The 22,603-nt window shown below is 71.2% G+C and carries 26 protein-coding genes; 16 read left to right on the forward strand and 10 right to left on the reverse strand.

The features are described from left to right. The first annotated feature begins 49 nt into the window (after positions 1-49). Positions 50-646 (forward strand): class I SAM-dependent methyltransferase, encoded by a 597-nt coding sequence (locus tag ACERZO_RS06600; protein WP_372663302.1) that lies wholly within the window; start codon positions 50-52, stop codon positions 644-646. Beyond that, positions 618-1,109, forward strand: coding sequence for a DedA family protein (locus tag ACERZO_RS06605; RefSeq protein ID WP_372663304.1), 492 nt, complete (start codon positions 618-620; stop codon positions 1,107-1,109). The genes ACERZO_RS06600 and ACERZO_RS06605 overlap by 29 nt, the downstream gene beginning before the upstream one ends. Here ACERZO_RS06605 and ACERZO_RS06610 read toward each other — a convergent pair. Then, positions 1,085-1,858 carry an MmyB family transcriptional regulator gene (locus ACERZO_RS06610; protein WP_372663306.1) on the reverse strand — a complete coding sequence of 258 codons (774 nt, stop codon included), beginning with the start codon at positions 1,856-1,858 and terminating at the stop codon, positions 1,085-1,087. The two genes, ACERZO_RS06605 and ACERZO_RS06610, sit on opposite strands and share 25 nt — an antisense overlap. 74 nt (positions 1,859-1,932) lie before the next feature. Between ACERZO_RS06610 and ACERZO_RS06615 the strand changes: the two genes are divergently transcribed. The 4 genes from ACERZO_RS06615 to ACERZO_RS06630 all read left to right on the forward strand — a co-directional run bounded on the left by ACERZO_RS06615 (position 1,933) and on the right by ACERZO_RS06630 (position 7,549). Beyond that, on the forward strand, positions 1,933-2,856 hold the full coding sequence (locus ACERZO_RS06615) for an LLM class flavin-dependent oxidoreductase (protein ID WP_372663308.1): 924 nt from the start codon (positions 1,933-1,935) through the stop codon (positions 2,854-2,856). A gap of 52 nt (positions 2,857-2,908) precedes the next feature. Then, a complete protein-coding gene (gene mfd / locus ACERZO_RS06620) occupies positions 2,909-6,463 on the forward strand; it encodes a transcription-repair coupling factor (RefSeq protein WP_372664578.1) in 3,555 nt (1,184 codons plus the stop codon). A gap of 99 nt (positions 6,464-6,562) precedes the next feature. Then, the gene (locus tag ACERZO_RS06625) at positions 6,563-7,372 is read left to right on the forward strand and encodes a helix-turn-helix domain-containing protein (RefSeq protein ID WP_372663310.1); all 810 of its coding nucleotides are present in this window, start codon (positions 6,563-6,565) and stop codon (positions 7,370-7,372) included. Between the two features lie 15 nt (positions 7,373-7,387). Further along, on the forward strand, positions 7,388-7,549 hold the full coding sequence (locus ACERZO_RS06630; protein WP_372663312.1) for a DUF397 domain-containing protein: 162 nt from the start codon (positions 7,388-7,390) through the stop codon (positions 7,547-7,549). On the opposite strand, the gene ACERZO_RS06635 is transcribed toward ACERZO_RS06630, so the two are convergent. After that, positions 7,533-7,940 carry a hypothetical protein gene (locus tag ACERZO_RS06635; protein WP_372663314.1) on the reverse strand — a complete coding sequence of 136 codons (408 nt, stop codon included), beginning with the start codon at positions 7,938-7,940 and terminating at the stop codon, positions 7,533-7,535. The two genes, ACERZO_RS06630 and ACERZO_RS06635, sit on opposite strands and share 17 nt — an antisense overlap. 85 nt (positions 7,941-8,025) lie before the next feature. Between ACERZO_RS06635 and ACERZO_RS06640 the strand changes: the two genes are divergently transcribed. The 7 genes from ACERZO_RS06640 to ACERZO_RS06670 are packed head-to-tail and all read left to right on the forward strand — an operon-like array spanning position 8,026 to position 14,086. After that, the gene (locus tag ACERZO_RS06640) at positions 8,026-9,051 is read left to right on the forward strand and encodes a hypothetical protein (protein WP_372663316.1); all 1,026 of its coding nucleotides are present in this window, start codon (positions 8,026-8,028) and stop codon (positions 9,049-9,051) included. After that, positions 9,048-9,974: a MazG family protein gene (locus ACERZO_RS06645; protein ID WP_372663318.1), complete on the forward strand. Its 927-nt coding sequence runs from the start codon at positions 9,048-9,050 to the stop codon at positions 9,972-9,974. Before ACERZO_RS06640 ends, ACERZO_RS06645 begins: the two co-directional genes overlap by 4 nt. A 60-nt stretch (positions 9,975-10,034) precedes the next feature. Next, positions 10,035-10,592, forward strand: coding sequence for an RNA polymerase sigma factor (locus tag ACERZO_RS06650; protein ID WP_372663320.1), 558 nt, complete (start codon positions 10,035-10,037; stop codon positions 10,590-10,592). Further along, a complete protein-coding gene (locus ACERZO_RS06655; protein WP_372663322.1) occupies positions 10,589-11,371 on the forward strand; it encodes a zf-HC2 domain-containing protein in 783 nt (260 codons plus the stop codon). The genes ACERZO_RS06650 and ACERZO_RS06655 overlap by 4 nt, the downstream gene beginning before the upstream one ends. Positions 11,372-11,382: 11 nt before the next feature. Beyond that, on the forward strand, positions 11,383-12,171 hold the full coding sequence (locus ACERZO_RS06660) for an ABC transporter ATP-binding protein (protein WP_372663324.1): 789 nt from the start codon (positions 11,383-11,385) through the stop codon (positions 12,169-12,171). After that, the gene (locus tag ACERZO_RS06665) at positions 12,171-13,529 is read left to right on the forward strand and encodes a hypothetical protein (RefSeq protein WP_372663325.1); all 1,359 of its coding nucleotides are present in this window, start codon (positions 12,171-12,173) and stop codon (positions 13,527-13,529) included. The genes ACERZO_RS06660 and ACERZO_RS06665 overlap by 1 nt, the downstream gene beginning before the upstream one ends. Then, positions 13,526-14,086: a hypothetical protein gene (locus ACERZO_RS06670; RefSeq protein ID WP_372663327.1), complete on the forward strand. Its 561-nt coding sequence runs from the start codon at positions 13,526-13,528 to the stop codon at positions 14,084-14,086. The genes ACERZO_RS06665 and ACERZO_RS06670 overlap by 4 nt, the downstream gene beginning before the upstream one ends. Positions 14,087-14,302: 216 nt before the next feature. On the opposite strand, the gene ACERZO_RS06675 is transcribed toward ACERZO_RS06670, so the two are convergent. Genes ACERZO_RS06675 through ACERZO_RS06685 form a run of 3 tightly spaced genes read right to left on the reverse strand, consistent with a single transcriptional unit; the run spans position 14,303 to position 16,349 of the window. Further along, entirely contained in the window at positions 14,303-14,713 is a 411-nt protein-coding gene (locus ACERZO_RS06675) for a PPOX class F420-dependent oxidoreductase (RefSeq protein WP_372663329.1), read from the reverse strand. A 17-nt stretch (positions 14,714-14,730) separates the two neighbouring features. Beyond that, positions 14,731-15,783: an SGNH/GDSL hydrolase family protein gene (locus ACERZO_RS06680; RefSeq protein ID WP_372664579.1), complete on the reverse strand. Its 1,053-nt coding sequence runs from the start codon at positions 15,781-15,783 to the stop codon at positions 14,731-14,733. Beyond that, positions 15,780-16,349 carry a TetR/AcrR family transcriptional regulator gene (locus ACERZO_RS06685; RefSeq protein WP_372663331.1) on the reverse strand — a complete coding sequence of 190 codons (570 nt, stop codon included), beginning with the start codon at positions 16,347-16,349 and terminating at the stop codon, positions 15,780-15,782. The genes ACERZO_RS06680 and ACERZO_RS06685 overlap by 4 nt, the downstream gene beginning before the upstream one ends. A gap of 64 nt (positions 16,350-16,413) precedes the next feature. Between ACERZO_RS06685 and ACERZO_RS06690 the strand changes: the two genes are divergently transcribed. After that, on the forward strand, positions 16,414-16,626 hold the full coding sequence (locus ACERZO_RS06690; RefSeq protein WP_372663333.1) for a KTSC domain-containing protein: 213 nt from the start codon (positions 16,414-16,416) through the stop codon (positions 16,624-16,626). On the opposite strand, the gene ACERZO_RS06695 is transcribed toward ACERZO_RS06690, so the two are convergent. Genes ACERZO_RS06695 through efeU form a run of 4 tightly spaced genes read right to left on the reverse strand, consistent with a single transcriptional unit; the run spans position 16,623 to position 20,324 of the window. Continuing rightward, positions 16,623-17,057 (reverse strand): VOC family protein, encoded by a 435-nt coding sequence (locus ACERZO_RS06695; RefSeq protein WP_372663335.1) that lies wholly within the window; start codon positions 17,055-17,057, stop codon positions 16,623-16,625. The genes ACERZO_RS06690 and ACERZO_RS06695 overlap by 4 nt on opposite strands. Positions 17,058-17,083: 26 nt before the next feature. Beyond that, positions 17,084-18,340, reverse strand: coding sequence for an iron uptake transporter deferrochelatase/peroxidase subunit (efeB, locus tag ACERZO_RS06700; protein ID WP_372663337.1), 1,257 nt, complete (start codon positions 18,338-18,340; stop codon positions 17,084-17,086). Continuing rightward, positions 18,337-19,482, reverse strand: coding sequence for an iron uptake system protein EfeO (gene efeO, locus ACERZO_RS06705; RefSeq protein ID WP_372663340.1), 1,146 nt, complete (start codon positions 19,480-19,482; stop codon positions 18,337-18,339). The genes efeB and efeO overlap by 4 nt, the downstream gene beginning before the upstream one ends. Next, complete coding sequence (gene efeU, locus ACERZO_RS06710; RefSeq protein ID WP_372663342.1) at positions 19,479-20,324, reverse strand: iron uptake transporter permease EfeU; 846 nt, start codon at positions 20,322-20,324, stop codon at positions 19,479-19,481. Before efeU ends, efeO begins: the two co-directional genes overlap by 4 nt. Positions 20,325-20,691: 367 nt before the next feature. Here efeU and ACERZO_RS06715 point away from each other — a divergent pair, with 367 nt between their 5' ends. After that, complete coding sequence (locus tag ACERZO_RS06715) at positions 20,692-21,438, forward strand: lytic murein transglycosylase (protein ID WP_372664580.1); 747 nt, start codon at positions 20,692-20,694, stop codon at positions 21,436-21,438. Between the two features lie 216 nt (positions 21,439-21,654). Here the strand turns inward: ACERZO_RS06715 and ACERZO_RS06720 are convergent, their stop codons facing one another. After that, positions 21,655-22,059: a tetratricopeptide repeat protein gene (locus tag ACERZO_RS06720; RefSeq protein WP_372664581.1), complete on the reverse strand. Its 405-nt coding sequence runs from the start codon at positions 22,057-22,059 to the stop codon at positions 21,655-21,657. Between the two features lie 71 nt (positions 22,060-22,130). On the opposite strand from ACERZO_RS06720, the gene ACERZO_RS06725 reads away from it, so the two are divergent. Then, on the forward strand, positions 22,131-22,592 hold the full coding sequence (locus ACERZO_RS06725) for a VOC family protein (protein WP_372663344.1): 462 nt from the start codon (positions 22,131-22,133) through the stop codon (positions 22,590-22,592). The last annotated feature ends 11 nt before the right edge of the window (positions 22,593-22,603 follow it).

Consider the following 22,603-nt stretch of genomic DNA (forward strand, 5'->3'; position numbering starts at 1 on the left):
TCGATCCGACGGATTCGCGACCACCCCGGTCGTTCCTAGCGTCGGAGGCATGTCGATCACCAGGGAATTCCTCCGCCACCCGATGCTGACGGGCGCGATCGCGCCCAGCTCGCCGCGGCTGGCCGAAACGATGACCGCGGGCCTCGGTCTGGAACGCGCGGCCCGCGTCGCCGAGCTGGGGCCGGGTACGGGCGTGTTCACCGAAGCGGTCCTCGCGCTGCTTCGCCCCGAAGCGCGCCTGACCGCCTACGAGATCAACCCGCGTTTCGCGGCCGCACTTCGCGAGCGGTTTCCGGACGTGGACGTCGTCACGGACTCGGCCGAGCACCTCACGCCGGCCGGCGTCGACGTCGTCGTCTCGGGTCTGCCGTGGACGGCCATGACCGCGGACCGACAGCGCCGCATCCTCGACGCGGTCACGGCGGCGCTGGCCCCGAACGGCCGCTTCACGACCTTCGCGTACGCCCACGCGGCCTGGACGCCACCCGCGCGTCGCTTCGCCGCTTCGCTGCGAAGCCGTTTCGCCGTCGTGGAGCGCACTTCGGTCGTCTGGGGCAACCTGCCGCCCGCGTTCGTCTACCGCGCGGCGCTCCCGGTGGCGGTGGGGAGGACGCGGGATGGACAGCCTGCTGCGGCCACTGCTTGACGCGCCCCCGCCGGTCGTCTACCTCGTCTGCTTCGCGATCATCGCGGCCGAAACGGCGTTGCTGCCCGGGATCGTGCTGCCGACGTTGTCGACGTTGCTGCTGATGGGTTTCCTCGCCGAGCGCGGCACACTCCACTTCGGACTCGCGTTGCCGGTGGCCGTGCTCGCGGCCGTCCTCGGCGACCAGCTCGCGTACCTGGAGGGGCGGCGCCTCCGCCGGTCCCGGCTCGCCCGCCGCGTCGGCCAGGACCGCTGGGACCGCGCGGAAGCGGCCGTCGCGCGCTACGGCGTCCCGGCGGTGATCGCCGGCCGCTGCCTGGCCGGCCTGCGGACGCTGGTGCCGCGCGTCGCGGGCTCGGCGGCGATGCCGTACCGCCGGTTCGCCGTCGGCAGCGTGTGCGCGGCGGTGCTGTGGGCGAGCGCGGAACTGCTGGCGGGTCACGTCACGGCGCTGGTCGTCTGAAGGCGTTCGGCGGTTTCGGCGTCCGCGGGCAGGAACGTCTCCAGCTTCAGCTCCGACACCGTGACGTCGGCGGCGGTCGCGAACGTCGTGATGGCCGTGATCAGCCGCAACTCACCGACCGAAGTGGACAGTCGCACCGGGACGGCGAAGCCGAGGTGGCCGTCCGTCGGCGGCCGTTGCGGCGGCAGGTAGGACTCCAGTTCGGCGAGCTGCGCGGCCAGCCGGTCGTCCGGGGTGCGGGCCAGGTCGTTGCGGAGGCGTTCGAGGATGTGCCGGGCCCAGTCGTCGAGGTTCCGCACGCGCGGCGCCATGCCGTCCGGATGCAGGGCGAGCCGCAGCGTGTCGACCGGTTCCTCCAGCAGTTCCGCGGCGACACCCTCGGTGAGCAGGGAAAACGCATCGTTCTTCGCGACGAGCAGGCCGTGGCGGTCGACGACGATCGCCGGGTACGGGCGGTGGCCGTCGAGCAGCCGCCGCAGCCCGTCGAGCACCGGCCGGATCGCGGGGTCGTCGAGCCGCGTCTCCGGGTACGTCGGCGCGTAGCCGGCCGCGTGAAGCAGGCCGTTGCGTTCGCGCAGCGGCAGTTCGAGCGACTCGGCGACGCGCAGCACCATGCCGCGGCCGGGCAGCGACCGGCCGCTTTCCATGAAGCTGACGTGCCGCTGCGTCGTGCCCGCGCGCAGCGCCAGGTCGAGCTGGCTGAGGCGGCGCCGGGCGCGCCAGTCCTTGAGCGCCGTTCCGAAGTCCACGGGTTCATCTTGCTCCGCCGGGCCATTCCCTTCGGGGAATTGAAGGTATTCCCGGGGCGGGCGACGCTTCCGGCATGACGAACTACGGCCTGGTCGTACCGACCTACCAGCCCATCCTCGACGCCGGGCGGACCGCGCCCGAGCTGGTCGACGTCGCCGTCTCCGCCGAGGAGCTCGGCCTCGACTCGGTGTGGGTGGGCGACACCTTGGCACGTGCTCCTCTCGACGCTTTCACTGTTTTGGGTGCTTTCGCCGCCCGGACCTCACGGGTGACGTTGGGGACGTCCGCGCTGCTCCCGGCGTTGCGCGACCCGGTTCTCTCGGCGAACCAGCTGCTGTCACTGGACCTCTTGAGCGGCGGCCGGCTGACGGTGGCCGTCGGCGCGGGGTTCGCCGGGCGGAGTGAGCCGGAGTTCGCGTTCGTGGGGGTGCCGTGGGCTCGTCGCCGGGCTCGGCTGGACGACATCGTGGGGTTGTGGCGGGCGGCGTGGAGCGGCTCGGATTCCTTCCACGGGTCGGTGCTGCACTACGACTCGCTGCCCTCCTTCCCGGCGCCCGCGCGTGTCGGCGGGCCGCCAGTGTGGTTGGCGGCGTACACGCCAGGGGCGTTGGAACGCGTCGGCCGGCTGTACGACGGGTGGTTGCCGTACCCGCCGGACCCGGCGGACTACGTGTCGGGGCTGGCGCAGATCCGCGCGTCGGCGTCGCGCCCGATCACGCCCGCTTTGTTCGCGACGGTCCTGGTGGAGGACGATCCGGTCCGGGGGCGTGAGCTGCTGGAGGAGTACTGCCGGCGCAACTACGGGATGCCGGCGGACTTCGTCCAGGGGATCCAGATGCAGGTGACGGGGTCGGCCGCGGAGGTGGCGGCTCAGTTGCGGCGTTACGAAGGGGCGGAGCACGTCCTGCTGCGGATCGCGAGCACGGACCCGAAGGTGTTCGACGAGCAGCTGCCGAGGCTGGCGGAGGTGGCGAACCTGCTGCGCGACCAGCCGTGATCGGAAACTTGTCGGGGGTGGCACGTAGGCTGGGACCGTGACCGACGCTCCACTGTCCGGACTCCTCACCGCCATCCTTCCCGACCCGGCCCTGCGCGGCGTGGTCGAGCGCGCCGGTGCGCCGCTGCTCGAGCTGCAAGGCCCGATCGCCGCCCGGCAGCTCGTCGCCGCCGCGCTCGCCGCCGATGAGGGCGCCGCCAAGCCCGTTCTCGCCGTCACCGCCACCGGGCGCGAGGCCGACGAGCTGACCGCGTCCCTCGGCGCTCTCCTGGGCAACCGGCGAGTCGCCGACTTCCCGTCCTGGGAGACCCTCCCGCACGAGCGGCTCTCCCCGCGCGCCGACACCGTCGGGCGCCGGCTGGAAGTGCTGCACCGGCTCAAGACCGAGGACGACACCCTGCGCGTCGTCGTCGCCACCGTCCGCAGCCTCATCCAGCCCATGGCGCCCGGCCTCGGCTCGCTCAAGCCGATCGACCTGGTCGTCGGCGAGGAAGAGCCGTTCGAGGAGCTGCTCGAACGGCTCGTCGAGCTGGCCTACACCCGCGTCGACATGGTCGAGAAGCGCGGCGAGTTCGCCGTCCGCGGCGGCATCCTCGACCTGTTCGGGCCGACCGCGCAGCACCCCGTCCGCGTCGAGTTCTGGGGCGACGAGGTGAGCGAGATCCGCGCGTTCGCCGTCTCCGACCAGCGGTCGCTGCCCGGCGAGATCCCGCGCGTCACCGCGCCGCCGTGCCGGGAGCTGCTGCTCACGCCGCCGGTCAAGGAGAAGGCCGCGGAGCTGGCGAAGACGTACGAAGCCGACGCCCACCTGGCCGAGATGCTCACCAAGCTCGCCGACGGCATCCCCGTCGAAGGCATGGAAGCGCTCATCCCGGTGCTCTGCGAAGGCGAGCTGGAGCTGCTCACCGACGCGATGCCGGTCGGCACCCACGTCCTGCTCACCGACCCCGAGAAGATCCGCGCCCGCGCCGCCGACCTCGTCCGCACCGGCCAGGAGTTCCTCGAAGCCTCCTGGACGACGGCCGCGGCGGGCGGCCAGGCCCCGATCGACCTCGGCGCGTCCGCCTACCGCGGGCTCGACGAAATCGCGTCCCACGCGCAGGACACCAAACGCGCCTGGTGGACGCTCACCCAGCTGACCAGCGAAGACCCGGACGTCTACCGCGTCTCGGTCGAGGCCGCGCCGTCCTACCGCGGCGAGCTCGAGCGCGCCATGACGGACCTGCGCGCCCACACGGCGTCGGGCGGCACGGCGGTGCTCGTCGTCGCCGGCCAGGGCACCGCGGCGCGCGCGGTCGAGCAGCTGTCGGGCGCCGACGTCCCGGCGACCCAGGCCGGCGACGGGCTCAAGGCCGCGCCGGCGCCCGGCATGGTCACGGTCACCTGCGGCGGCCTCACCGACGGCTTCGTCTCGCCGGAGCGCGCCCTCGTCGTGCTGAGCGAAGCGGACCTCACCGGCCGCGGCGCGGGCGCCGGAACGTCCACAAAGGACCTCAACACCAAGATGCCGTCCCGGCGGCGCAACGCCGTCGACCCGCTGGCGCTGAAGGCCGGCGACTACGTCGTGCACGACCAGCACGGCATCGGCCGCTTCGTCGAGATGGTCCAGCGGACGGTCGCCGGCGCCACCCGCGAGTACCTCCTGCTGGAGTACGCGTCGTCGAAGCGCGGCCACCCGGGCGACCGGCTGTTCGTCCCCACCGACCAGCTCGACGAGGTCTCCCGTTACGTCGGCGGCGAGCTGCCCACGCTCAACAAGCTCGGCGGCTCCGACTGGAAGAACACCAAGGCCAAGGCCAAGAAGGCGGTCAAGGAGATCGCCGCCGAGCTGGTCCAGCTGTACGCGGCGCGCCAGGCCGCGCCCGGCCACGCGTTCGGGCCGGACACGCCGTGGCAGGGCGAGCTCGAAGACGCGTTCCCGTTCACGGAGACGAACGACCAGCTCGCGGCCATCGACGAGGTCAAGGCCGACATGGAACGCGGCGTCCCGATGGACCGCGTCATCTGCGGCGACGTCGGCTACGGCAAGACGGAGATCGCCGTGCGCGCCGCGTTCAAGGCGGTCCAGGACGGCAAGCAGGTTGCGGTCCTCGTGCCGACGACGCTGCTCGCCCAGCAGCACCTGAACACCTTCCACGAGCGGATGCGCTCGTTCCCGGTGACGATCAAGGGCCTGTCGCGCTTCACGAACAAGGCGGAGTCGGACGCGATCCTCGAGCAGCTGGCCGGCGGCGAGGTCGACATCGTCATCGGCACGCACCGGTTGCTGCAGACGGGCATCCGCTACAAGGACCTCGGCCTCGTGATCGTCGACGAGGAGCAGCGCTTCGGCGTCGAGCACAAGGAGCACATCAAGGCGCTGCGCACGCACGTCGACGTGCTCACGATGTCCGCGACGCCGATCCCGCGAACGTTGGAGATGTCGCTGGCCGGCATCCGCGAGATGTCGACGATCCTGACCCCGCCGGAAGACCGCCACCCGATCCTGACGTACGTGGGCGCGTACGACGACAAGCAGGTCGGCGCAGCGATCCGGCGCGAGCTGCTGCGCGACGGCCAGGTCTTCTACGTCCACAACCGCGTGTCTTCGATCGAGAAGGCCGCGCGGCGGATCCGGGAGCTGGTGCCGGAGGCGCGGGTCGTCACCGCGCACGGGCAGATGAACGAGGAGAAGCTCGAGAAGATCATCCAGGGCTTCTGGGAGAACGAGTACGACGTCCTGGTGTGCACGACGATCGTCGAGACGGGCCTGGACATCTCGAACGCGAACACGCTGCTGGTCGAACGCGGTGACCTGCTGGGTCTGGCGCAGCTGCACCAGCTGCGCGGCCGCGTCGGGCGTGGGCGCGAGCGCGGGTACGCGTACTTCCTGTACCCGCCGGAAGCGCCCTTGACGGAGACCGCGCACGACCGCCTGGCGACGATCGCCCAGAACACCGAGCTGGGCGCGGGCATGGCAGTCGCGATGAAGGACCTGGAGATCCGCGGCGCGGGGAACATCCTGGGTGCGGAGCAGTCGGGGCACATCGCGGGCGTCGGGTTCGACCTGTATGTGCGGTTGGTGGGCGAAGCGGTCGACGCGTTCCGCCGGCACGCGGGCGCGGAGCCTTCCGAAGAGGAGGAACTGGCGGAAGTCCGCGTGGACCTCCCGATCGACGCGCACATCCCGCACGACTACGTGCCAGGGGAGAGGCTCCGGTTGGAGGCGTACCGCAAGATCGCGGCGGCCCCGGACACGGAGGGGCTGGACGCGGTCCGCGAAGAGCTGATCGACCGGTACGGGCAGCCGCCGGCGCCGGTGAACCGGCTGCTGGCGGTGGCTCGGTTCCGGCATACGTGTCGTGAAGCGGGTGTGACGGAGGTGGCGGTCCAGGGCAACACCATCCGGTTCGCGCCGTTGCCGCTGGCGGATTCGCAGATGGTCCGGTTGAAGAGGTTGTACCCGAAGGCGGTGTTCAAGGCGGTGACGAACACGGTGTCGGTGCCGAAGCCGACGGAGGGCCCGGCGGGTGGCCGGATAGGTGCGCCGACGCTGCGGGACGAAGAGCTGTTGGACTGGTGCACGAAGTTGCTGACACAGCTGACGAAGAAGCCTGCCACGGTCTAAGAGCACGGTGTAAAGGGCGGCGGACACCCGGCGCCACTTCGGGGGGACTTCTCGTTGTGGCGCCGGGGTTCTTGCTTTCGGTGGTTTTACGTTCGCCGCATGAACATCCGTAGCAGGCAGCTCGGTGAACGGCTGCTCCAGCGCATGGCGGAGAAGCGGTGGGGAGTCCGGGAGATGTCCCGGAAGCTCGAGGTCAGTGCGCAGTGGGTTTCCGCGGTCACCCGAGGGCACACGCGGCCGGATCCCGTGCGGTTGTCGCGGTTTCTCACGGAACTGGGGGTTCGGGGTTCGGAATTCCGCGAGCTGATGGCCCTGGGGGACGAAATGCGCAAGCCTGGCCTCCTCGAGAAGCCGCTCCAGTTGCGCACGTTGATCTGGCACGAAGAGCGGGCCACCGCCATCTCCCAGTTCCATGGTTGCCTGGTGCCGGGACTGCTGCAAACCGCCGACTACGCCCGCAGCCTGATTTCCGAGATCGGCAACGCGACCGAGCCGGACCACATCGATGAGCTGGTCTTCGCCCGGATGTCCCGCCAGGTCATCCTCGACAAGCAGCCGCAGGTCGCGTTCGAGTTCTTCCTGCACGAGTTCGTGCTGCGGCTGCCGATCGGGCGCGGAGCGCCCGAGGTCATGCGTGATCAGCTGGGCCATTTGGCGAGGCTGGCCGAGCGGAACCACGTCTCGATCCGGGTGGTGCCTGCGGATCGCGGCGGGCATCCCGCGATGGCCGGGCACTTCCAGCTGATCGAATCGAAGGAGTTCACCCCGGTGATCTACATAGACAGCGAGATTTCCTCGCTGTTCCTCGAGGAAACCGCGGATGTCGTGGCATACCGGCGAGTGCTCAGTGGGCTGGATCGGGTCGCACTCGATCGGGCAGAATCCAAGAGGTTCATCGCCGACATTTAGACAGGAGCGAGAGCGATGCCGACTTGGCGCAAGAGCAGTTACAGCACCAATGGCGGTGAGTGCGTGGAGGTCGCCCTCGACCGGACCGTCCTGGTCCGGGACACCAAAGACCGCGAAGGCGGCATCCTCACTGCCTCCGCCCAAACCTGGCGGGAACTCCTCAGCCGACTTCGCTGAACATCGGCGGCAAACTCTCCGCCAACCCCATCCGCACCGACTCCACCGGCACCGGAACTGCCCCAGCACCAGCCATCGGCAACGGCCGAGGCCGACGCGGCATCCGCGACCCGGCACCCCCACCCCGCCCCGGGTACACCAACAACCCCCGAGCCGGATCCGGTACCGCGTCCAACGCCGCCGTCACCACCGGCAACCCCCGGAACGCGTCCCGGCGCGACTCCGACGCGAACTCGATCTCCAGCACCACACCCCACCGGTGCTCGTGCCAAACCCACTGCTCAGCGCCGTTCGTCAGCGCTGCTTCCGTGAGTGCGTCGCCGTGCGCCAAACGCCACCGGGATGCCGAGGACTCGCCGTCGAACACTTCGATCGTCAGCCACTGGTCCATAAGTCGACATTAGCGCCGGCGACACCCCATGGGTGTTGCGTTTCGGGTGCGATGGTGTGAGAGGGTATGGCCTGTGATGCGGATCATGGGGCGCCCTCGCGCGCTGGTCGCGGTCGTTGCCGGTGCTCTTCTGCTCGCCGGGTGCGGCTCGGGCCCCAGCCAGGTCGGCAGCGCCGTCATCGTCGGGGACAGCTCCGTCTCGCTCGACCGCGTCCAGTCGATGATCGACCAGGCCGTCCGCGAACAGCCCTACGGCCAGAAGCTCGCCCGCGAACACAAGCTGGACCAGCTGGGCCGCGAAATCGTCCGGCAGACCGTCCTGCACGAGCTGACCGAGCTCGCCGCCCGCAAGGAAGGCCTCGTCGCCGACCAGGCCAAGGTCGCCGCCCTGACCGCTCAGGAAAAGGCCACCCCCGTCACGGACACCGGGCAGGGTGACTCCGTCGCCGTCACGCAGATCGTCTCGAAGCTGCGTGACCCGAACGAGGTCGCGAACGACGTCGTCCTCGAAATGCAGCTCGCGCAGAAGTACCTGCCGAAGCTGTCCGTCGGCGCGGACTACGTCGGCATCGCCGCCACCAGCGAGACCGACCCCGAGGCCCGCGCTCGCGCGTTCGACCTCGCGAAGCAGTTCGGGGCCGACCCCGCCAAGATCCAGGCCACCATCCAGCAGGCCGGCCAGGAAGCCCAGCAGGCGCAGCAGACCGGCATGCCCGGCGCGGGCGGCTTCTCCGACGCGGGCATGACCGAGCTCTTCGGCGCCGCGCAGTACCTCTCGCTGGCGCAGACGCCGCTCTTCGGTTCACCGGCGAACAGCGTCGTCGCGTTCCAGGCGCGGATGCCCGCCAAGCCCGACTGGTACGTCTTCGTCGTCCGCAGCCGCGGCACCGACAAGGCCGTCCCGGCCGACCAGGAAGCGCAGAAGCCGACCGACCAGCAGCTGACCTCGATCGGCACCCGGCTCCTGCAGCCCTACCTGGCCGATGCCGGGCTGCGCGTCAACCCCCGGTACGGCGTGTGGGATGTTGTCGGCATGAACCTCGCGCCGAACCAGGACGCCACCAAGGGCACCGTCGTGCCCTTGAGCGGTGCCGCACCCGCCCAGCAGTGACCACGGGTGTCGTCGTAGTCGTCCGCGGGGCGACACTGCCCGCCGCGGCCCTGAAGATCCTTCGTGACTCCACCGCCGTGTACGCGGCGACGGACGTCGATGCGACCGTGTTCGGCGTCCCGGCCATCACCGAGGCGCCTTCGCTGAAGGACGTCGTGCTGCTCGCCGGGTCCCGCGACGAGCCCGCGGCGTCGCTGCTCATCGCGACCGGCGCCGAAGTCATCGAGACGCCGGCGCCGCCGCTGGTCGAGGCCGCCGAGGTGATGGACCGGCTCCGCTCGCCCGGCGGCTGCCCGTGGGACGCCGCCCAGACGCACGATTCACTCCGGCAGTACCTCGTCGAGGAGACCTACGAGCTGCTCGACGCCATCGAATCGGGCGACCGGGAAGCCTTGCGCGAGGAACTCGGCGACGTCCTGCTCCAGGTGCTCTTCCACGCGCGCGTCGCGGCCGAGGACCCCGCTGACCCGTTCGGCATCGACGACGTCGCCGCCGAACTCGTCGCGAAGCTGGTCGGCCGGCACCCGCACGTGTTCGCCGACGCCGACGGCGTGCACACCGTCGAGCACCAGAACGCCAAGTGGGAAGAGCTGAAGCAGCAGGAGAAGCAGCGCTTGTCCATTGTGGACGGCGTCGCGCTCGGCCAGCCCGCCGTGGCCCTGGCCGGCAAGCTCGGGCAGCGCTCCGGGCGCGCGGGCATCCCGCTCGACCTCTTCCCGACGGGCACCGGCGCCGCCGCCCAGCTGTTCCGCATCGCGGCGACGGCGCGGCGGGCGGGCGTCGACCCGGAGGGCGAGCTGCGGGCGGTGGCGAAGCAGTTCGCGGCCGACGTCCGGGCTGCCGAGCGGGCCGCGCGCGACGCCGGGCTGGAGCCGACGACCCTGGAAGCCGACGGCTGGCGCAAGTTCTGGCCCGCACAATGACTGTGACGCAGCACACATTCGGGTGAGAACCGATCGCGCTGACCCGGCGTCTTGCCTGGTGTGAGGAATCCGCCACTGCAGGACGCCGACGAGGAGCACCTCGTCCGGCGCACGGCCAAGGGCGACCGCGCGGCCTTCGAAGAGCTCTACCGCCGCACGTCGCCCTGGCTCGCCGTGCGCCTGCGCCGCCGGTGCGCGGACGAGCAGGTCGTCGCCGAAGTCATGCAGGAGACGTTCCTGGCCGTCTGGCGCGCGGCGGGTTCGTTCGCGGGCGCCGCGACCGGGGGCACCGCCGTCGGCTGGGTGTGGACGATCGCCGCGCGCCGGCTGGTCGACGCGTTCCGGCGCCGGGCGCACCACGCCGAAGTGCCGGCGGAAGTCGTCCTCGACGTCGCACCCGTGCCGGCGGCGGAAGACGTCGCGCTGGCGTCCGCGATCGGTGACGAGGTCGGCGACGCGCTGCGCGACCTCGCGCCCGAGCTGCGGCAGGTCCTGCAAGCGATGGTGCTCGACGGGCTGACCGTCCGCGAGACCGCCGTGCTGCTCGGGCTGCCGGAAGGGACCGTCAAGACCCGTGCCCGCCGGGCGCGGATCGCGATGCGGGAGGCACTGTCATGACCCATGCGTCGGACGAGCTCATCGCCGGGTACGCGGCGGGCGACGACCTCCCGGGCGACCGGCTGTGGGGCCTCGAAGCGCACCTCGAGACGTGCGCGCCGTGCCGGGCGCGGCTCGCGGCGGTGGCGCCGGTGCAGCCGGTCGTCGACGCCGTCTGGGACCGGATCGCCGTCGAACTGCTGCCGCGGCCGCGGCAGTCCCGGCGGCGGTGGCTCGACACCTGGGTCACGCCGGCGATGCTGCCGTGGCTGGGGATGATCGTGCTGGTCACGCTGCTCGCCGTGGCGTTCGACCACGTCGCGCACTCGGTGCTGGACGTGACGGCGGTGCAGCTCTTCGCGCCGGTGCTGCCGGTGCTCGGCGTCGCCGCGTCGTGGGCGCGGGGGCTGGACCCGGCGTACGAAGTCGTCGTGGCGACGCCGCGGGCTGGCCTCTACCTGATCGCGCGGCGGACGCTGGCCGTGCTCGTCGTCGTCCTGCCGGTGCTCGGGGTGGCCGGCTGGCTGACCGGCACGGCACTGGCGCTCTGGCTGCTGCCGAGCCTGGCCTTCACCACGGGGACGCTCGCGCTGGGCGGGCTGATCGGCGTCACGCGGGCGGCGTACGCGCTGATCGCAGTGTGGGTCGCCGTACTGGTGCTGCCCACCGTGGCGGCCCACGAGCAAACGTTTGCGCTCAGCACCGGCGCGGTGCCGGTGTGGGCGGGGATCTTCGCGCTGACGTCGGTGGTGGTCGCCCTGCGCAAGGGCGCGTTCACCCGGCTCGGCGCGCGACACTAGGGAGGAAGACCATGCGTGCTGTCGGGGCCGCGGAGGTCGCGCCAACGGCCTACGCCTGGGAAGTCCGGGCCGAAGGGCTGAAGGTGCGGGTCGGCCGCAAGAAGCTGGCCGTCGACGGGGTGGACCTGTCGCTCGGCAAGGGGGTGCACGGCCTGCTCGGGCCCAACGGCGCGGGCAAGACGACGCTGATCCGGGCGCTGGCGACGGTGCTGCGCCCGGCGTCCGGCACGCTGACGCTGCTCGGCGGGCAGGGGCAGCGCGCGTTGCGCCGGCGGATCGGCTACCTGCCGCAGGACTTCGGGTTCTACAAGCGGTTCACCGTCCGGGAGTTCGTCGAGTACGTCGCGTGGCTCAAGGAGATGTCCAAAGAGGACATCCCCGGCGCCGTGCAGCGCGCGATCGAGCGGGTCGGGCTCGCCGACCGCGCGGACGACCGGATGAAGACGCTGTCGGGCGGCATGGTCCGGCGCGTCGGGATCGCGCAGGCGATCGTCAACGACCCCGACCTCCTGCTGCTGGACGAACCGACTGCCGGGCTCGACCCGGCTCAGCGCGTGCGGTTCCGCGAACTGGTGCAGGAACTCGGCCAGGACTCGTGCGTGCTGATCTCGACGCACCTGGTCGAGGACGTCGGGACGGCGTGCTCGGACGTCGTCCTGTTCGCCGGGGGCAAGCTGGTGTTCCAGGGGACGCCGGACGAGCTGGCCGCGGCGGGCACCGCGGAGCACGTGGGGGACAGCCCGATCGAGCGCGGCTACTCGGCGCTGCTGGACCACCGGCCGGGTCAGGGGGCGTGGTGATGATCCTGCGCACCGAACTGCGGCGCTCGATCGCGCCCTGGGCCGGGCTGGCGCTGCTGGTGGTGGCGCTCGGCTTCCTGTTCCTGCTGTCCGGGCCCTGGTGGAAGGTGCCCGCCCCGTGGACGGCGCACACGACGACCACCGCGCTGTGGCTGCGGTTCCTGCTGGTCTTCCTGTGGCCGATCGCCGTCGGTGCCGGGGCCATCCAGGGCATGCGCGACAGCCGTTCCGGCATGGTCGAGCTGCTGGCCACGACGTCCCGGCCGGGCTGGCACCGGGCGGTCCGGCTGGCCGGCGCGGTGGGGGCGTTGAGCGCGCTCGGGTACCTGCTGGTGTTCGGCGTCGGCCTGGTGGAGGTGCTCGGGCACGGCGGGTTCGTCTCCGCGAGCTTCCTGCCGGTCGTCCTCGTCGGCCTGCTCGCCGTCGTGGCGGGGAGCTGGGTGGGCCTGGCGGCCGGCCGGCTGCTGCCGCACCCGCTGACCGCGCCCGCGTCGGCCGTGGTGACGCTGGTGGTGTCGATCCTGGCCTGGACGACGCTCGAAGGGGCCGTGCTGTCGATGCCGTACAGCCGGTTCGGGTTGCTGACGCCGGCCCTCGGGCAGCCGCGAGGCGTCCTGGTGACGACGGCGGGTTCGGTGGACCTCGGGCAGGCGGTGTGGTTCGCCGGGCTGGCCGTGACGGGATTCCTCCTGCTGGCGGCGAACTCCGTGCGGGCCCGGCTCCTCGGCCTCATCCCGGTGGTGGCCGGGATCGCGATCGCCCTGCCGGTGTTCCCGGCGTCCGCCGACGGGCTCCTGGTCCCCGACAGCGTTGCCGCGCAGAAGGTTTGCGACGGGCCGATCTGCGTCAGCCGGGCGCACGAGGACAGGCTGGCCGCGTTGGCCGCGCCGGGCCGGGAAGCGCTGGCCATGCTGGCGAAGCTGCCCGGCGCGCCCACCCGCATCGAAGAGCAGCTGGCGCCGGACTCCTTCACCACGGCGCCCGCGCGCGACGCCGGCGTCGTCCGCCTCGACCTCCAGCGAGACGAAGACCTGCTGACGGCGGACGCGAACGACCTGCGGCTCGCGGTGCTGGCCGGCGCCGGGCTGCCGTCGTGCTTGCCGCCGAGCTACGGCGACGTGGCCGACGTCGGTGCCCGCATGATCGCGACGGCGTACTTCACCGGCGAACTGAAGCCGTTGCCCGAGTACGGCGCGAAGTGGGTCGGCCGCCGGCCCGGTCCGATCGAGGGTGCCTGGGCGAAGTTCCGCGCGTTGCCGGCGGAGGTGCAGTTCGCGCGGGTGGTTGCGCTGCGCCAGGCGCTCCTGACTTGCCAGGGCGACCCGCTCGACACGCTGGTGCCGGGGTACTCGCGATGAGGTGGGCGACGCTGTACGCGCGTTCGCGGCAGGTCCCGGCGGCGTTCACCGCGCTCCTGGCCGCGACGGCGGGCGTGTGGTTCCTGGCGCGTGACTCGTGGTCGTCGATCCCGGTCATGCTGACGCTGACGGCGGGCATCGCGGTGGCGGCGATCGGGCTCAGCGGCCAGGACCCGGACCTCGACCGCACCGCGGCGCTGCCGTGGCCGGTCCGCCGGTTCGCGCACTTGGCGTTGATCGGCGTGGTGGCCGGTGGTGCGGTGCTGGCGGTCCAGCAGTTGGGCGCGACAACTGTCGACATGTCGATCATCGTGCGTGACGCGGCGGGGTTGCTGGGGTTGGCCGGTTTGGCGGCGACGGTCGCGGGTGGCCAGTTCGGGTGGACGCTGCCGCTGGTTTGGGCGGCCATAACGCCTTTCGTGCCCCACGACGGCACGGCGAGTGAGGTAGCGGCCTGGATGGTGCAGCCGACGGGGACACCGGCGGCGACCTGGACGGCGGTGACGCTGGCGGTCACGGGCACGGCGGCCTACACCGCTCGGGGTGGTCGCCGCTGACCCCGGCCACTTCGCCGCCCGGAAAGCCGCGGCCGCCACGGGAACCCCCAGTGCCCCGTGGTGGCCGCGGCCGACCGGCGTGTGCCTGCGGTTTGGTGACAGCGGCCGGTCCGATGACATGAATGAGTCATTCATGTCATCGGACGAGGTGAATGGGTCATTCATGTCGTTGCTGCCGGGACTGCACCATCGAAGCCGGGCTCAACGGGCAGCGTGTCACACGTTGCGGATGTTCGTCTCCAGCTCCAGCGGCTCCCGATCCCAGTCCTCGACTCCGAAGGCCAGAATCCGCTCCGGCCGGATCCGGATCACGGCGTCGTCGAAGTGGTTGTCCGGGAGGTTCACCCCCGTCAGCGCCTCCGCGTGGCCGCGGATCTCCAGGCACCGCACGCGCCACGGGTTCGTCGAGGGCAGGTCGTCGACCACGAACGCCACCCGGCCGTTCTCGCGGACGTTGCGGAACTTCCTGCTGCCGCTGAGGTTGTGGCCGGTGACGTCGATGGCCTTCTCGTCCGGGTTGTACCGGAACCCGACCGGGTTGACCTGCAGGGTGCCGTTCGGCTGCTGGGTCGCCAGCCGGCCCAGCGGCTGGGCGTCGAGGTACTCGAGCTCTGCTTCGGTGAACATGCCCCCAGCCTTCAACTTCAAGGGAGGTTTAAGTCAAGCCAGCGCGCGGCGATCCGGCGGTGGGCCGCCGCGTCCGGGTGCAGCTCGTCCGGCAGCGGGAACTCCGCGTAGTCGGCGGGCCCGTACAACGACAGCCCGTCCACGTAGTGCAACGCAGGATCCTCCCGCTGCGCCACGATCTCCGCCAGCGCGTCGCGGACCACCTCGAGCGTCAGCTTCCCCTCGCCCGCTTCACCGGTGGCGCGGAAGCGCACGACACCGGCAGCCAATGCCGCGTGGTCGAAGTCGCCGGGACCCGGAGTCCGCTCGTGGATCGGGCAGTACAACGGCGAGACGACCAGCAGCGGGGTCGACGGGTGACCCTCGCGGATCGTGTCGAGGAACCCGTGGACCGCCGGGCCGAACGCGCGCAGCCGCATCACGTCCGCGTTGACGACGTTGATGCCGAGCTTCACGCTGACCATGTCCGCCGGGGTGTCGCGCAGCGCGCGGGCGGTGAACGGGTCCAGCAGCGCGTTCCCGCTGAAGCCCAGGTTGACCAGCTCGACCCCGGCCGACAGCGCGGCCAGCGCGGTCCACGTCGTCGACGGGCTCGCCGCGTTCGACCCCTGGCTGATCGAACTGCCGTGGTGCAGCCACACGCGGCCGGCCCGGGGCGCGGGCGAAACCGGCGCGTCCGTGCGCAACGCGACCAGCGTCGTCAGTTCGTTGTGCGGCAACCAGATCTCGACGTCCTTGTCGTGCCCGGGCAGGTCCGCGAACCGGACGCCGGCGGGCGCGGTCGCCTGGGCAGCGAGCTTGCCGTCGACCAGCAGGTCGTAGACGCCGTCCGGCCGCGGCGGCGCGCCCGGGTACTCGACCTTCGTCGCCACCGTGTCGAGCTCGATGAGGCGCGCGGTGGTGCGGAAGCGCACCCGGACGCCCGCGGGCTGCGCCTCGGCCATCGCGAGCCGCGGGTCGGTGTTCTGCGCCCGCGCGCGGGCCGGCAGCCGGTGCGGGACCAGGCCCCTTTCGGTGGATTCGAGTTCGAGAGCGCCGTGGACGAGGTCGTGGAGCGGGGTGGTGATCACGAGGGTGGCCAATCGCGGAGAAGGGAATCGAGGACGTCGAGGAGGCGCGTCCAGCTTTCGGGCGCCGCGGGCGAGCTGTGGTCGAACCCGCCGTCGGCTTCGAGGGCGACGAACCCCCGGACGAAGCTGCCCAGCAGCCGCACGGCGTGCGTCTGGTCCGGCCCGGTCAGGTCGTAGCCGCGCAGGATCGCGCGCATCAGCTCCGCGTGCCGCACGCCCGCGCTCGCCGCCGCGGTCTCCGCGTCGAGCCGCAGCTGCGCCGCCGCGAACCGGCCGGGGTGCGCCCGGGCGTAGTCGCGGTGGACGTCGGCGAACGCGATCAGCGCGTCCCGCCCGGACCGGCCGGCCAGCGCTTCGGCCGCCCGGTCGGCGAGCTCCTCCAGCGCCAGCAGCGCGATCCGCGTCCGCAGGTCGTGCGCGTTCTTGACGTGCGAATACAGGCTGGCGACCTTGACGTCGAACCGGCGCGCCAGCTCCGACGGCGTCACCCGCTCGAACCCGAGCTCGTCGGCCAGCTCGGCGCCCGCTCGGACCAGCCGCTCGGTCGTCAACCCGACGCGAACCATCAGCCACCTCCTAAAGCCAATATAGATCTACCTAAAGGCTTTAGGCAAGGTGATAATGGGTGACATGCGCCGCCACGCCGTCAGCTCGTCGACGATCGCGTCGATCGGCTACGACCGGGAGGAGCACCTCCTGGAGATCGAGTTCGTGAACGAGAGCGTCTACCGGTACCGGCTGGTGCCGGAGTCCGTGCACCGCGAACTGATGGCGTCGCCGAGCCACGGCCGGTTCTTCAACACGCGGATCCGGGACCGGTACCCGACGGAACAGGTGGATTAGCGCTTCAGCTCCTGGGCGAGCATCACGATGATGCCGCTGGGCCCGCGGACGTAGGTGAGCTTGTAGATGTCCTCGTAGGTCGCCACGCCGCGAAGCGGACGGCAGCCGTGCTTCGCGGCGATCTCGAGGGCTTCGTCGAGGTCGTCGACGGAGAAGCCGACGCGGTGCATGCCGATCTCGTTGGGGCGAGTGGGCTCCGACTCGATCGCTTCGGGGTGGATGTATTCGAAAAGCTCGAGGCGACCCTGACCGTCCGGCGTCTGGAGCATGGCGATGTTGGCGTGGTTGCCATCGAGGCCGACGGCGGTGTCGGTCCACTCACCACTGACGGTGTCCCGGCCGACGACCGTCAGGCCCAGGTCGGTGAAGAAGGCGATCGTCGCTTCGAGGTCGCGAACGGCGATGCCGACGTTCTCAAGTTTGATGGCCATGCGGCGCATGGTATCGGCGCACGGCGCTAGGCGAAGAGCCCTTCGCCCCAGTACCCGGTCTTCGAGACGCCCGGCGGTACGGCGAAGTGCGCCGAACCCGTGTGCTGCACGTACTCCATCATCGCGTCCTTCGAGGACAGCGCCTGCTGCATCGGCACGTACTGCGTGCGCGTGTCCCGGTTGAACGCCAAGAAGAACAGCCCCGCCTCGAGGTGCCCGACGCCGTCCGAACCGTCCACGAAGTTGTAGCCGCGACGCAGGATTCGCACGCCGTTGAGCGCCTGGTGCGAGGCCAGCCGGACGTGCGCGTCCTCCGCGATCACCTTCTCGCCGCCCGCGCCGCCGACGTCGAGGTCCAGCTCGTCGAACTCCGCGGTCTGGCCCAGGGGGGCGCCGGTGCCCTTCGTGCGGCCGACGATCTGCTGCTGGCCGTCGAGCGTTTCGCGGTCCCACGTCTCGATGTGCATCCGGATGCGGCGCGCCACCAGGTACGAGCCGCCCGCCATCCACGCCTGGCCGTCGGCCGCCGTGGCCCACACCTGGTCGCGCAGGAAGTCCGTGTCCTCGGACTTGATGTTGTTCGTGCCGTCCTTGAAGCCGAACAGGTTGCGTGGCGTCGCCTGCGCGCGGGACGTCGACGAGCTGCGGCCGAACCCGAGCTGCGACCAGCGGACCTCGGTGACGCCGAAGCCGAGCCGCACCAGGTTGCGGACCGCGTGCACTGCCACCTGGGGGTCGTCCGCGCAGGCCTGGATGCACAGGTCGCCGCCGCTGCGGGCCGGGTCGAGCTTGTCCTTCGGGAAGAGCGGCAGGTCGATCAGCTGCGGCGGCCGCTTGCCCGCCAGGCCGAACCGGCCGTCGAACAGCGACGGCCCGAAGCCGATGGTCAGCGTCAGGTTCGACGCCGGCAGGTCGAGCGCCTCGCCGGTGTCGCCGGGCGGCGCGTACTCGCCGCCGCCGACCGCGCCGTTCGCCACGACCTCCTGGCCCGCCGTCATCCGGCGGGCCGCGTCGGTCCACGTCTTCAGCAGCTGCCGCAGCTTCTCGCGGTCCTTCGTGGTGACGTCGAGGGCCGCGAAGTGCAGGTTCGCCTGGGTCGGCGTGACGATGCCGGCCTGGTGCTCCCCGTCGAACCCGACGGTGTTCACCGACGCCTCGGCGCTGCCCGTCGCCTTGTCGATCCCGATCCCGGCGGCGGCCCCCGCCCCGGCGAGCGCGACCCCCGCGCCCGCCAGGCCGAACAGCTTCCGCCGCGAAACTCGCGTGCCCTCCGTCGACGTCACTTCGACACGACCTCCGCAACCTTGCTCAGCGGCTCGCTCAGCGCGTCGACGGCCGAAGCGAACTCCTTGACCTGGTCCTGGGAAAGATCCGTGTAGAGCTTGAAGCCGTCCCCCGCGCGCTGCTTGTCGAGCAGGCCCTGGACGTTCGCGAACTCCTTGTCCAAAGTGGACACCAAGGCCGGGTCCTTCGCCTGCAGGATCGGCCGCAGCGAGGTGATCGCGCCCTTCGAACCGTCCAGATTGGCCTGGAAGTCCCAGAGGTCGGTGTGCGAGAAGGTCTCTTCCTCGCCGGTGATCTTGCCGGTCGCGACCTCGTCGAGCAGGCCCTTCGCGCCGTTCGCGAGGTCGAGCGCGGTCAGCTCCAGCGTCTTCGTCTTCGCGACGAGGTCCTTGACGTCGGTCAGCAGCTTGTCCGCGATCTGCGGGCTGTCGGCCTGCAGGCCGGTCTTGAACAGGTCCTTCTCCAGCCGGTGGAAGCCGGTGAACTGCTGGCCCGGCTCGAGGTCGGCCTCGCGGACGTCGATGGCCGGATCCAGGTCGCCGAACTTCTCGGCCACCGGCTCGATGCGCTCGTAGTAGACGCGGGTGCGCGCGTACGCGGCCTTCGCCTCGTCGACCTTGCCGCCCTTGACGAGGTCGACGAACTTGCCTGTCTCCTCTTCGAGGGCGGCGGTGTTGTTCGCGATGTAGTCGTTGTAGCTCTTGGTGGCCTGCGCCTTCTGGGCGTTGGCGTCGTTCTGCTTGGGCGCGCCGCCGGTGACGGTGAACTCGCCGCGGATGCCGTTGCCGGCCATGCCCGGCTTGCACGCGGTCTGGTACTTGCCGGCGTCGGCGACCTCGACGATCAGCCGCCGGTTCAGGCCCGGCGCGATGTTCTCGACCTCGCCCATGATCCGGTCGCCCTCGGCGTAGAGGTAGAACTCGGTGACCTTGGTGCCCTTGTTGGTGATCTCGAAGGTGAGGTTGCCCGCGTTGGCCGTCGTGGCGGAGACCTCGCACGCGGTGTCGGACGCGGAGACCTTGATCGGGCCGCCGTCCGCCGCGGCACCGGCGGTGTCGCTCTTGCTGTCGCAGGCGGCCAGCGTCACCAGGACGGCGGCGCCGGCCAGTACGGCCAGCGAGGGGGTCTTGCGCACGGTCACTCCTTCGAGGCGGCCGCGGCGGCGGGGGCCGGCGCGGTCTTCTTGCTGGGCTTGAGGAACAGGGGCAGCACGATGGCGACGTAGGCGACCCACGCGACGGCCTGCAGCACGGTCGTCTGCTGCGAGTAGTTGAAGATGCCCTTGAGCAGGGCGCCGTACCAGGAGGTCTCGGGCAGCGTGCTCGATGCGTCGAACGCCAGCGTGTGGATGCCCGGCAGGAAAGCGGCCTCCTGCAGGTCGTGCAGGCCGTAGCCGAGCACGCCCGCGGCGACGAACACGAGCAGGACGCCGGTGATCGTGAAGAACTTGCCCAGGTTGAACCGGACGGCGCCCTTGTAGAGCAGCCAGGCGAGCACGACGGCGGCGGCGATGCCGATGGCGAAGCCGATCAGCGGCTGCACGGTGTCCGACTGCGCGGCCTGCACGGTCGAGTAGAAGAACACCGCGGTCTCGAGCCCTTCGCGCCCGACCGCCAGGAACGACAGCAGCAGGACGGCCAGCGGGCCGACGTCCAGCGCGTCGTCCATCTTCCCGCGCAGCTCGGCGGCGATGCTCTTCGACGCCTTGCGCATCCAGAAGATCATCGCGGTGACGAACCCGACGGCGACGATCGACAGGCTCCCGCCGAGCAGCTCCTGGTGCTCGAAGGTCAGCTGGTGGGTCGTGAAGGTGAGGACCGCGCCGACGGCGACCGACAGCACCACCGCGGCGCCGACGCCCGGCCACACCCAGCGCAGCGCGTGCCGCCGCTCGGTCTTGACGAGGAAGGCCACCAGGATGCTGACGACCAGCGCGGCTTCCAGGCCTTCGCGCAGCCCGATCAGCGCGCTCGAGAACAACACCGGTCCGCCTCCCTGAGTTTCTGCTTCCGAGATGGTTTTAGGTAAGGCTCACCTGTAAGTCCAGCGCGCCGGCGGCCGCTCGAAACGATGCAATCGGACAAACAGGGCATCGGTTCGAAGTTAGGTTAGGGTAACCGCAGGTCAGGGGCCTGCGCGTCGACTCGATAACGAAATCTGTGATGTCGCTGGCAGTGGGCTTGTTTTAACCATCCGCTTGCCTGATCAGGCTCCCGAGGGACCCCCTTGAGTGGCTCCGTAACCTGATCGGGTGGCCGATACCGCTCAGCCGACCGTCACGCCTCCGTCGTCCCCTCCGGGCGGCCCGCCCAGGCGGTACGTCGGCCGGATCGCCCTCGCGCTGGGGCTGGTGCTCACCGGCGTGATCCTCGTCGTCACGATCGGTGTCCGGAACCCGGACGCGCCCGCCGCGCCGCCGCCGGTCCAGCCGGCGCTGGCCATCCCGGAGCAGCGTCCGCAGCCCGGCGCCGAGTCACCGCGCGCCGGGCTCGCCGCGCCGGTCGACCGGCCCGCGGTGTCCGACCAGGCCGAGCTGGACGCGTGGGCGACGCGCGTCGCGGACAAGACGCACCTGCCGTCGCGCGTGCTCGCCGCGTACGGCCGGGCGGAGATGTGGATGCAGCGGCAGAAGCCGACGTGCCACCTGTCGTGGGCGACGCTGGCGGGCATCGGCCGGGTGGAGACCGAGCGCGGGGACTTCGACCTCGCGGCGGTCGCCGCGAACGGCCGCGTCGTCAAGCCGGTGGTCGGCCCACCGCTGGACGGTTCGCCGGGCGTCCCGGCGGTGCACGACACCGACGGCGGGAAGCTCGACGGCGACAAGTCGTGGGACCACGCGATCGGCCCGCTGCAGTTCCTGCCGTCGACGTGGAAGAAGTACCAGGAGCGCGCCAACGGCGACGGCGGCGCGCCGGACCCGCAGAACGTCGACGACGCGGCCTTCACGGCGGCGCGCTACCTGTGCTCGGGCGGCGACGACCTCGGCACACCGGCCGGCTGGTGGCGGGCGATCCTCTTCTACAACCAGGCCGTCGCGTACGGCCAAGACGTGTTCAGCGCGGCGGACGCCTACGCGGAAGCGAGCGTCGCGCCTTAGAGCTCGCGGTCGGCGAAGAACGGCGTGACGGCCATCAGGACCAGCAGCAGCAACCCGGCGTAGGCGCCCAGGGTGACGAAGATCGACATTTCCGGTTCCTCCCTCGTAACGGTCTGGAACCAGCTTCGCCGCTCACGGGGTCGCGCGGATCGGCCGAGGGGCCCGCGTTGATCGGCCGAAAGTCGGAGGCCGCCCGGGCCGTTCGGCCCTGGTGGCTCAGGAGTCGCGCAGGGCGATGTGCGCCTTGACCTCGCTGATCGCCTCGAGGTACTCGGGCACCGGGTTCATCGCCGACGCCATCCGCATCTGGGCCAGCGCTTCGACGAACCGGCCGAGGCGCTGCAGCGTCCGGCCGAGGATGAACCGGGCGTAGTGGTCGGTCGGGTCCAGCTCCAGCACCCGCGTGAACGCCTGTTCGGCGCGGCGCAGCTGCGCCGAGTGGAAGTAGGCGCGCCCGGCGAGCAGGTGCACCGACGGCTTGTCCGCCTCGGTCTCCAGCAGGGGCTGCAACGCCTTCAGCGCGTCCAGCGGACGGCGGCGGCCGACCAGATCTTCGGCCTGGCGGAAGGCATGGAACCGCGACTCCTCGGGAGGCTGCGAAGCAGCTGCGGCGTCCGTCATGGTCATCCCACGTTACCTCGGAAGTGGGGGCTGCACACGCCGCCGAACGGGACGTGATGGACTGTGCCGCCATGAGCAGCCCGTACCGGGGCCTGGCGCCCTACCTCTACTACGCCGATGCCACCGCGGCGCTCGCCTGGCTGACCAGGGTCTTCGGGTTCACCGAGGAAGTCCGGTTCTGCGACGGCGCCGGCGAGGTGTTCCAGGCGACGCTGCGCGCGGGCGAAGCGCGGATCCAGATCGCGGGCGTCGGCCCGGACTACTGGCAGGCCAAGGGCGTCGACGGGCCGGTCGGCCAGCTCAACATCCTCTACGTCGACGACGTCGACGAGGCGTACGAACGGGTCGGGACGGCCCTCGGCGACGAGGGCGAGCTCGACCCGCCGCAGGACCAGCCCTACGGCGCCCGGGTGTTCACCGTCGCCGATCTCGGGGGCAACAGCTGGACGTTCTGGCAGCAGACGTCCGAGACCGTCGAACTGCCGCCGGGCTGGCAGGCCGTCCGCGCGGGCGGTGAGTCCTCCAACGGGTGAACTGCCAGGAC

The organism is Amycolatopsis kentuckyensis, from assembly GCF_041679295.1.
In the GTDB taxonomy this organism is placed as follows: Bacteria; Actinomycetota; Actinomycetes; order Mycobacteriales; family Pseudonocardiaceae; genus Amycolatopsis; species Amycolatopsis kentuckyensis_A.

Bases quoted from the DNA above. Each gene is read 5' to 3' on its own strand.
- ACERZO_RS06675 (WP_372663329.1), bottom strand. From the start codon at position 14,713: ATGTTCACCGAAGCAGAGCTCGAGTACCTCGACGCCCAGCCGCTGGGC.
- ACERZO_RS06615 (WP_372663308.1), top strand. From the start codon at position 1,933: ATGACGAACTACGGCCTGGTCGTACCGACCTACCAGCCCATCCTCGAC.
- ACERZO_RS06670 (WP_372663327.1), top strand. From the start codon at position 13,526: ATGAGGTGGGCGACGCTGTACGCGCGTTCGCGGCAGGTCCCGGCGGCG.
- ACERZO_RS06640 (WP_372663316.1), top strand. From the start codon at position 8,026: ATGGGGCGCCCTCGCGCGCTGGTCGCGGTCGTTGCCGGTGCTCTTCTG.
- ACERZO_RS06600 (WP_372663302.1), top strand. From the start codon at position 50: ATGTCGATCACCAGGGAATTCCTCCGCCACCCGATGCTGACGGGCGCG.
- ACERZO_RS06725 (WP_372663344.1), top strand. From the start codon at position 22,131: ATGAGCAGCCCGTACCGGGGCCTGGCGCCCTACCTCTACTACGCCGAT.
- ACERZO_RS06655 (WP_372663322.1), top strand. From the start codon at position 10,589: ATGACCCATGCGTCGGACGAGCTCATCGCCGGGTACGCGGCGGGCGAC.
- ACERZO_RS06660 (WP_372663324.1), top strand. From the start codon at position 11,383: ATGCGTGCTGTCGGGGCCGCGGAGGTCGCGCCAACGGCCTACGCCTGG.
- ACERZO_RS06695 (WP_372663335.1), bottom strand. From the start codon at position 17,057: ATGGCCATCAAACTTGAGAACGTCGGCATCGCCGTTCGCGACCTCGAA.
- ACERZO_RS06625 (WP_372663310.1), top strand. From the start codon at position 6,563: ATGAACATCCGTAGCAGGCAGCTCGGTGAACGGCTGCTCCAGCGCATG.
- ACERZO_RS06635 (WP_372663314.1), bottom strand. From the start codon at position 7,940: ATGGACCAGTGGCTGACGATCGAAGTGTTCGACGGCGAGTCCTCGGCA.
- ACERZO_RS06685 (WP_372663331.1), bottom strand. From the start codon at position 16,349: ATGGTTCGCGTCGGGTTGACGACCGAGCGGCTGGTCCGAGCGGGCGCC.
- ACERZO_RS06690 (WP_372663333.1), top strand. From the start codon at position 16,414: ATGCGCCGCCACGCCGTCAGCTCGTCGACGATCGCGTCGATCGGCTAC.
- ACERZO_RS06665 (WP_372663325.1), top strand. From the start codon at position 12,171: ATGATCCTGCGCACCGAACTGCGGCGCTCGATCGCGCCCTGGGCCGGG.
- ACERZO_RS06605 (WP_372663304.1), top strand. From the start codon at position 618: ATGGACAGCCTGCTGCGGCCACTGCTTGACGCGCCCCCGCCGGTCGTC.
- ACERZO_RS06720 (WP_372664581.1), bottom strand. From the start codon at position 22,059: ATGACGGACGCCGCAGCTGCTTCGCAGCCTCCCGAGGAGTCGCGGTTC.
- ACERZO_RS06630 (WP_372663312.1), top strand. From the start codon at position 7,388: ATGCCGACTTGGCGCAAGAGCAGTTACAGCACCAATGGCGGTGAGTGC.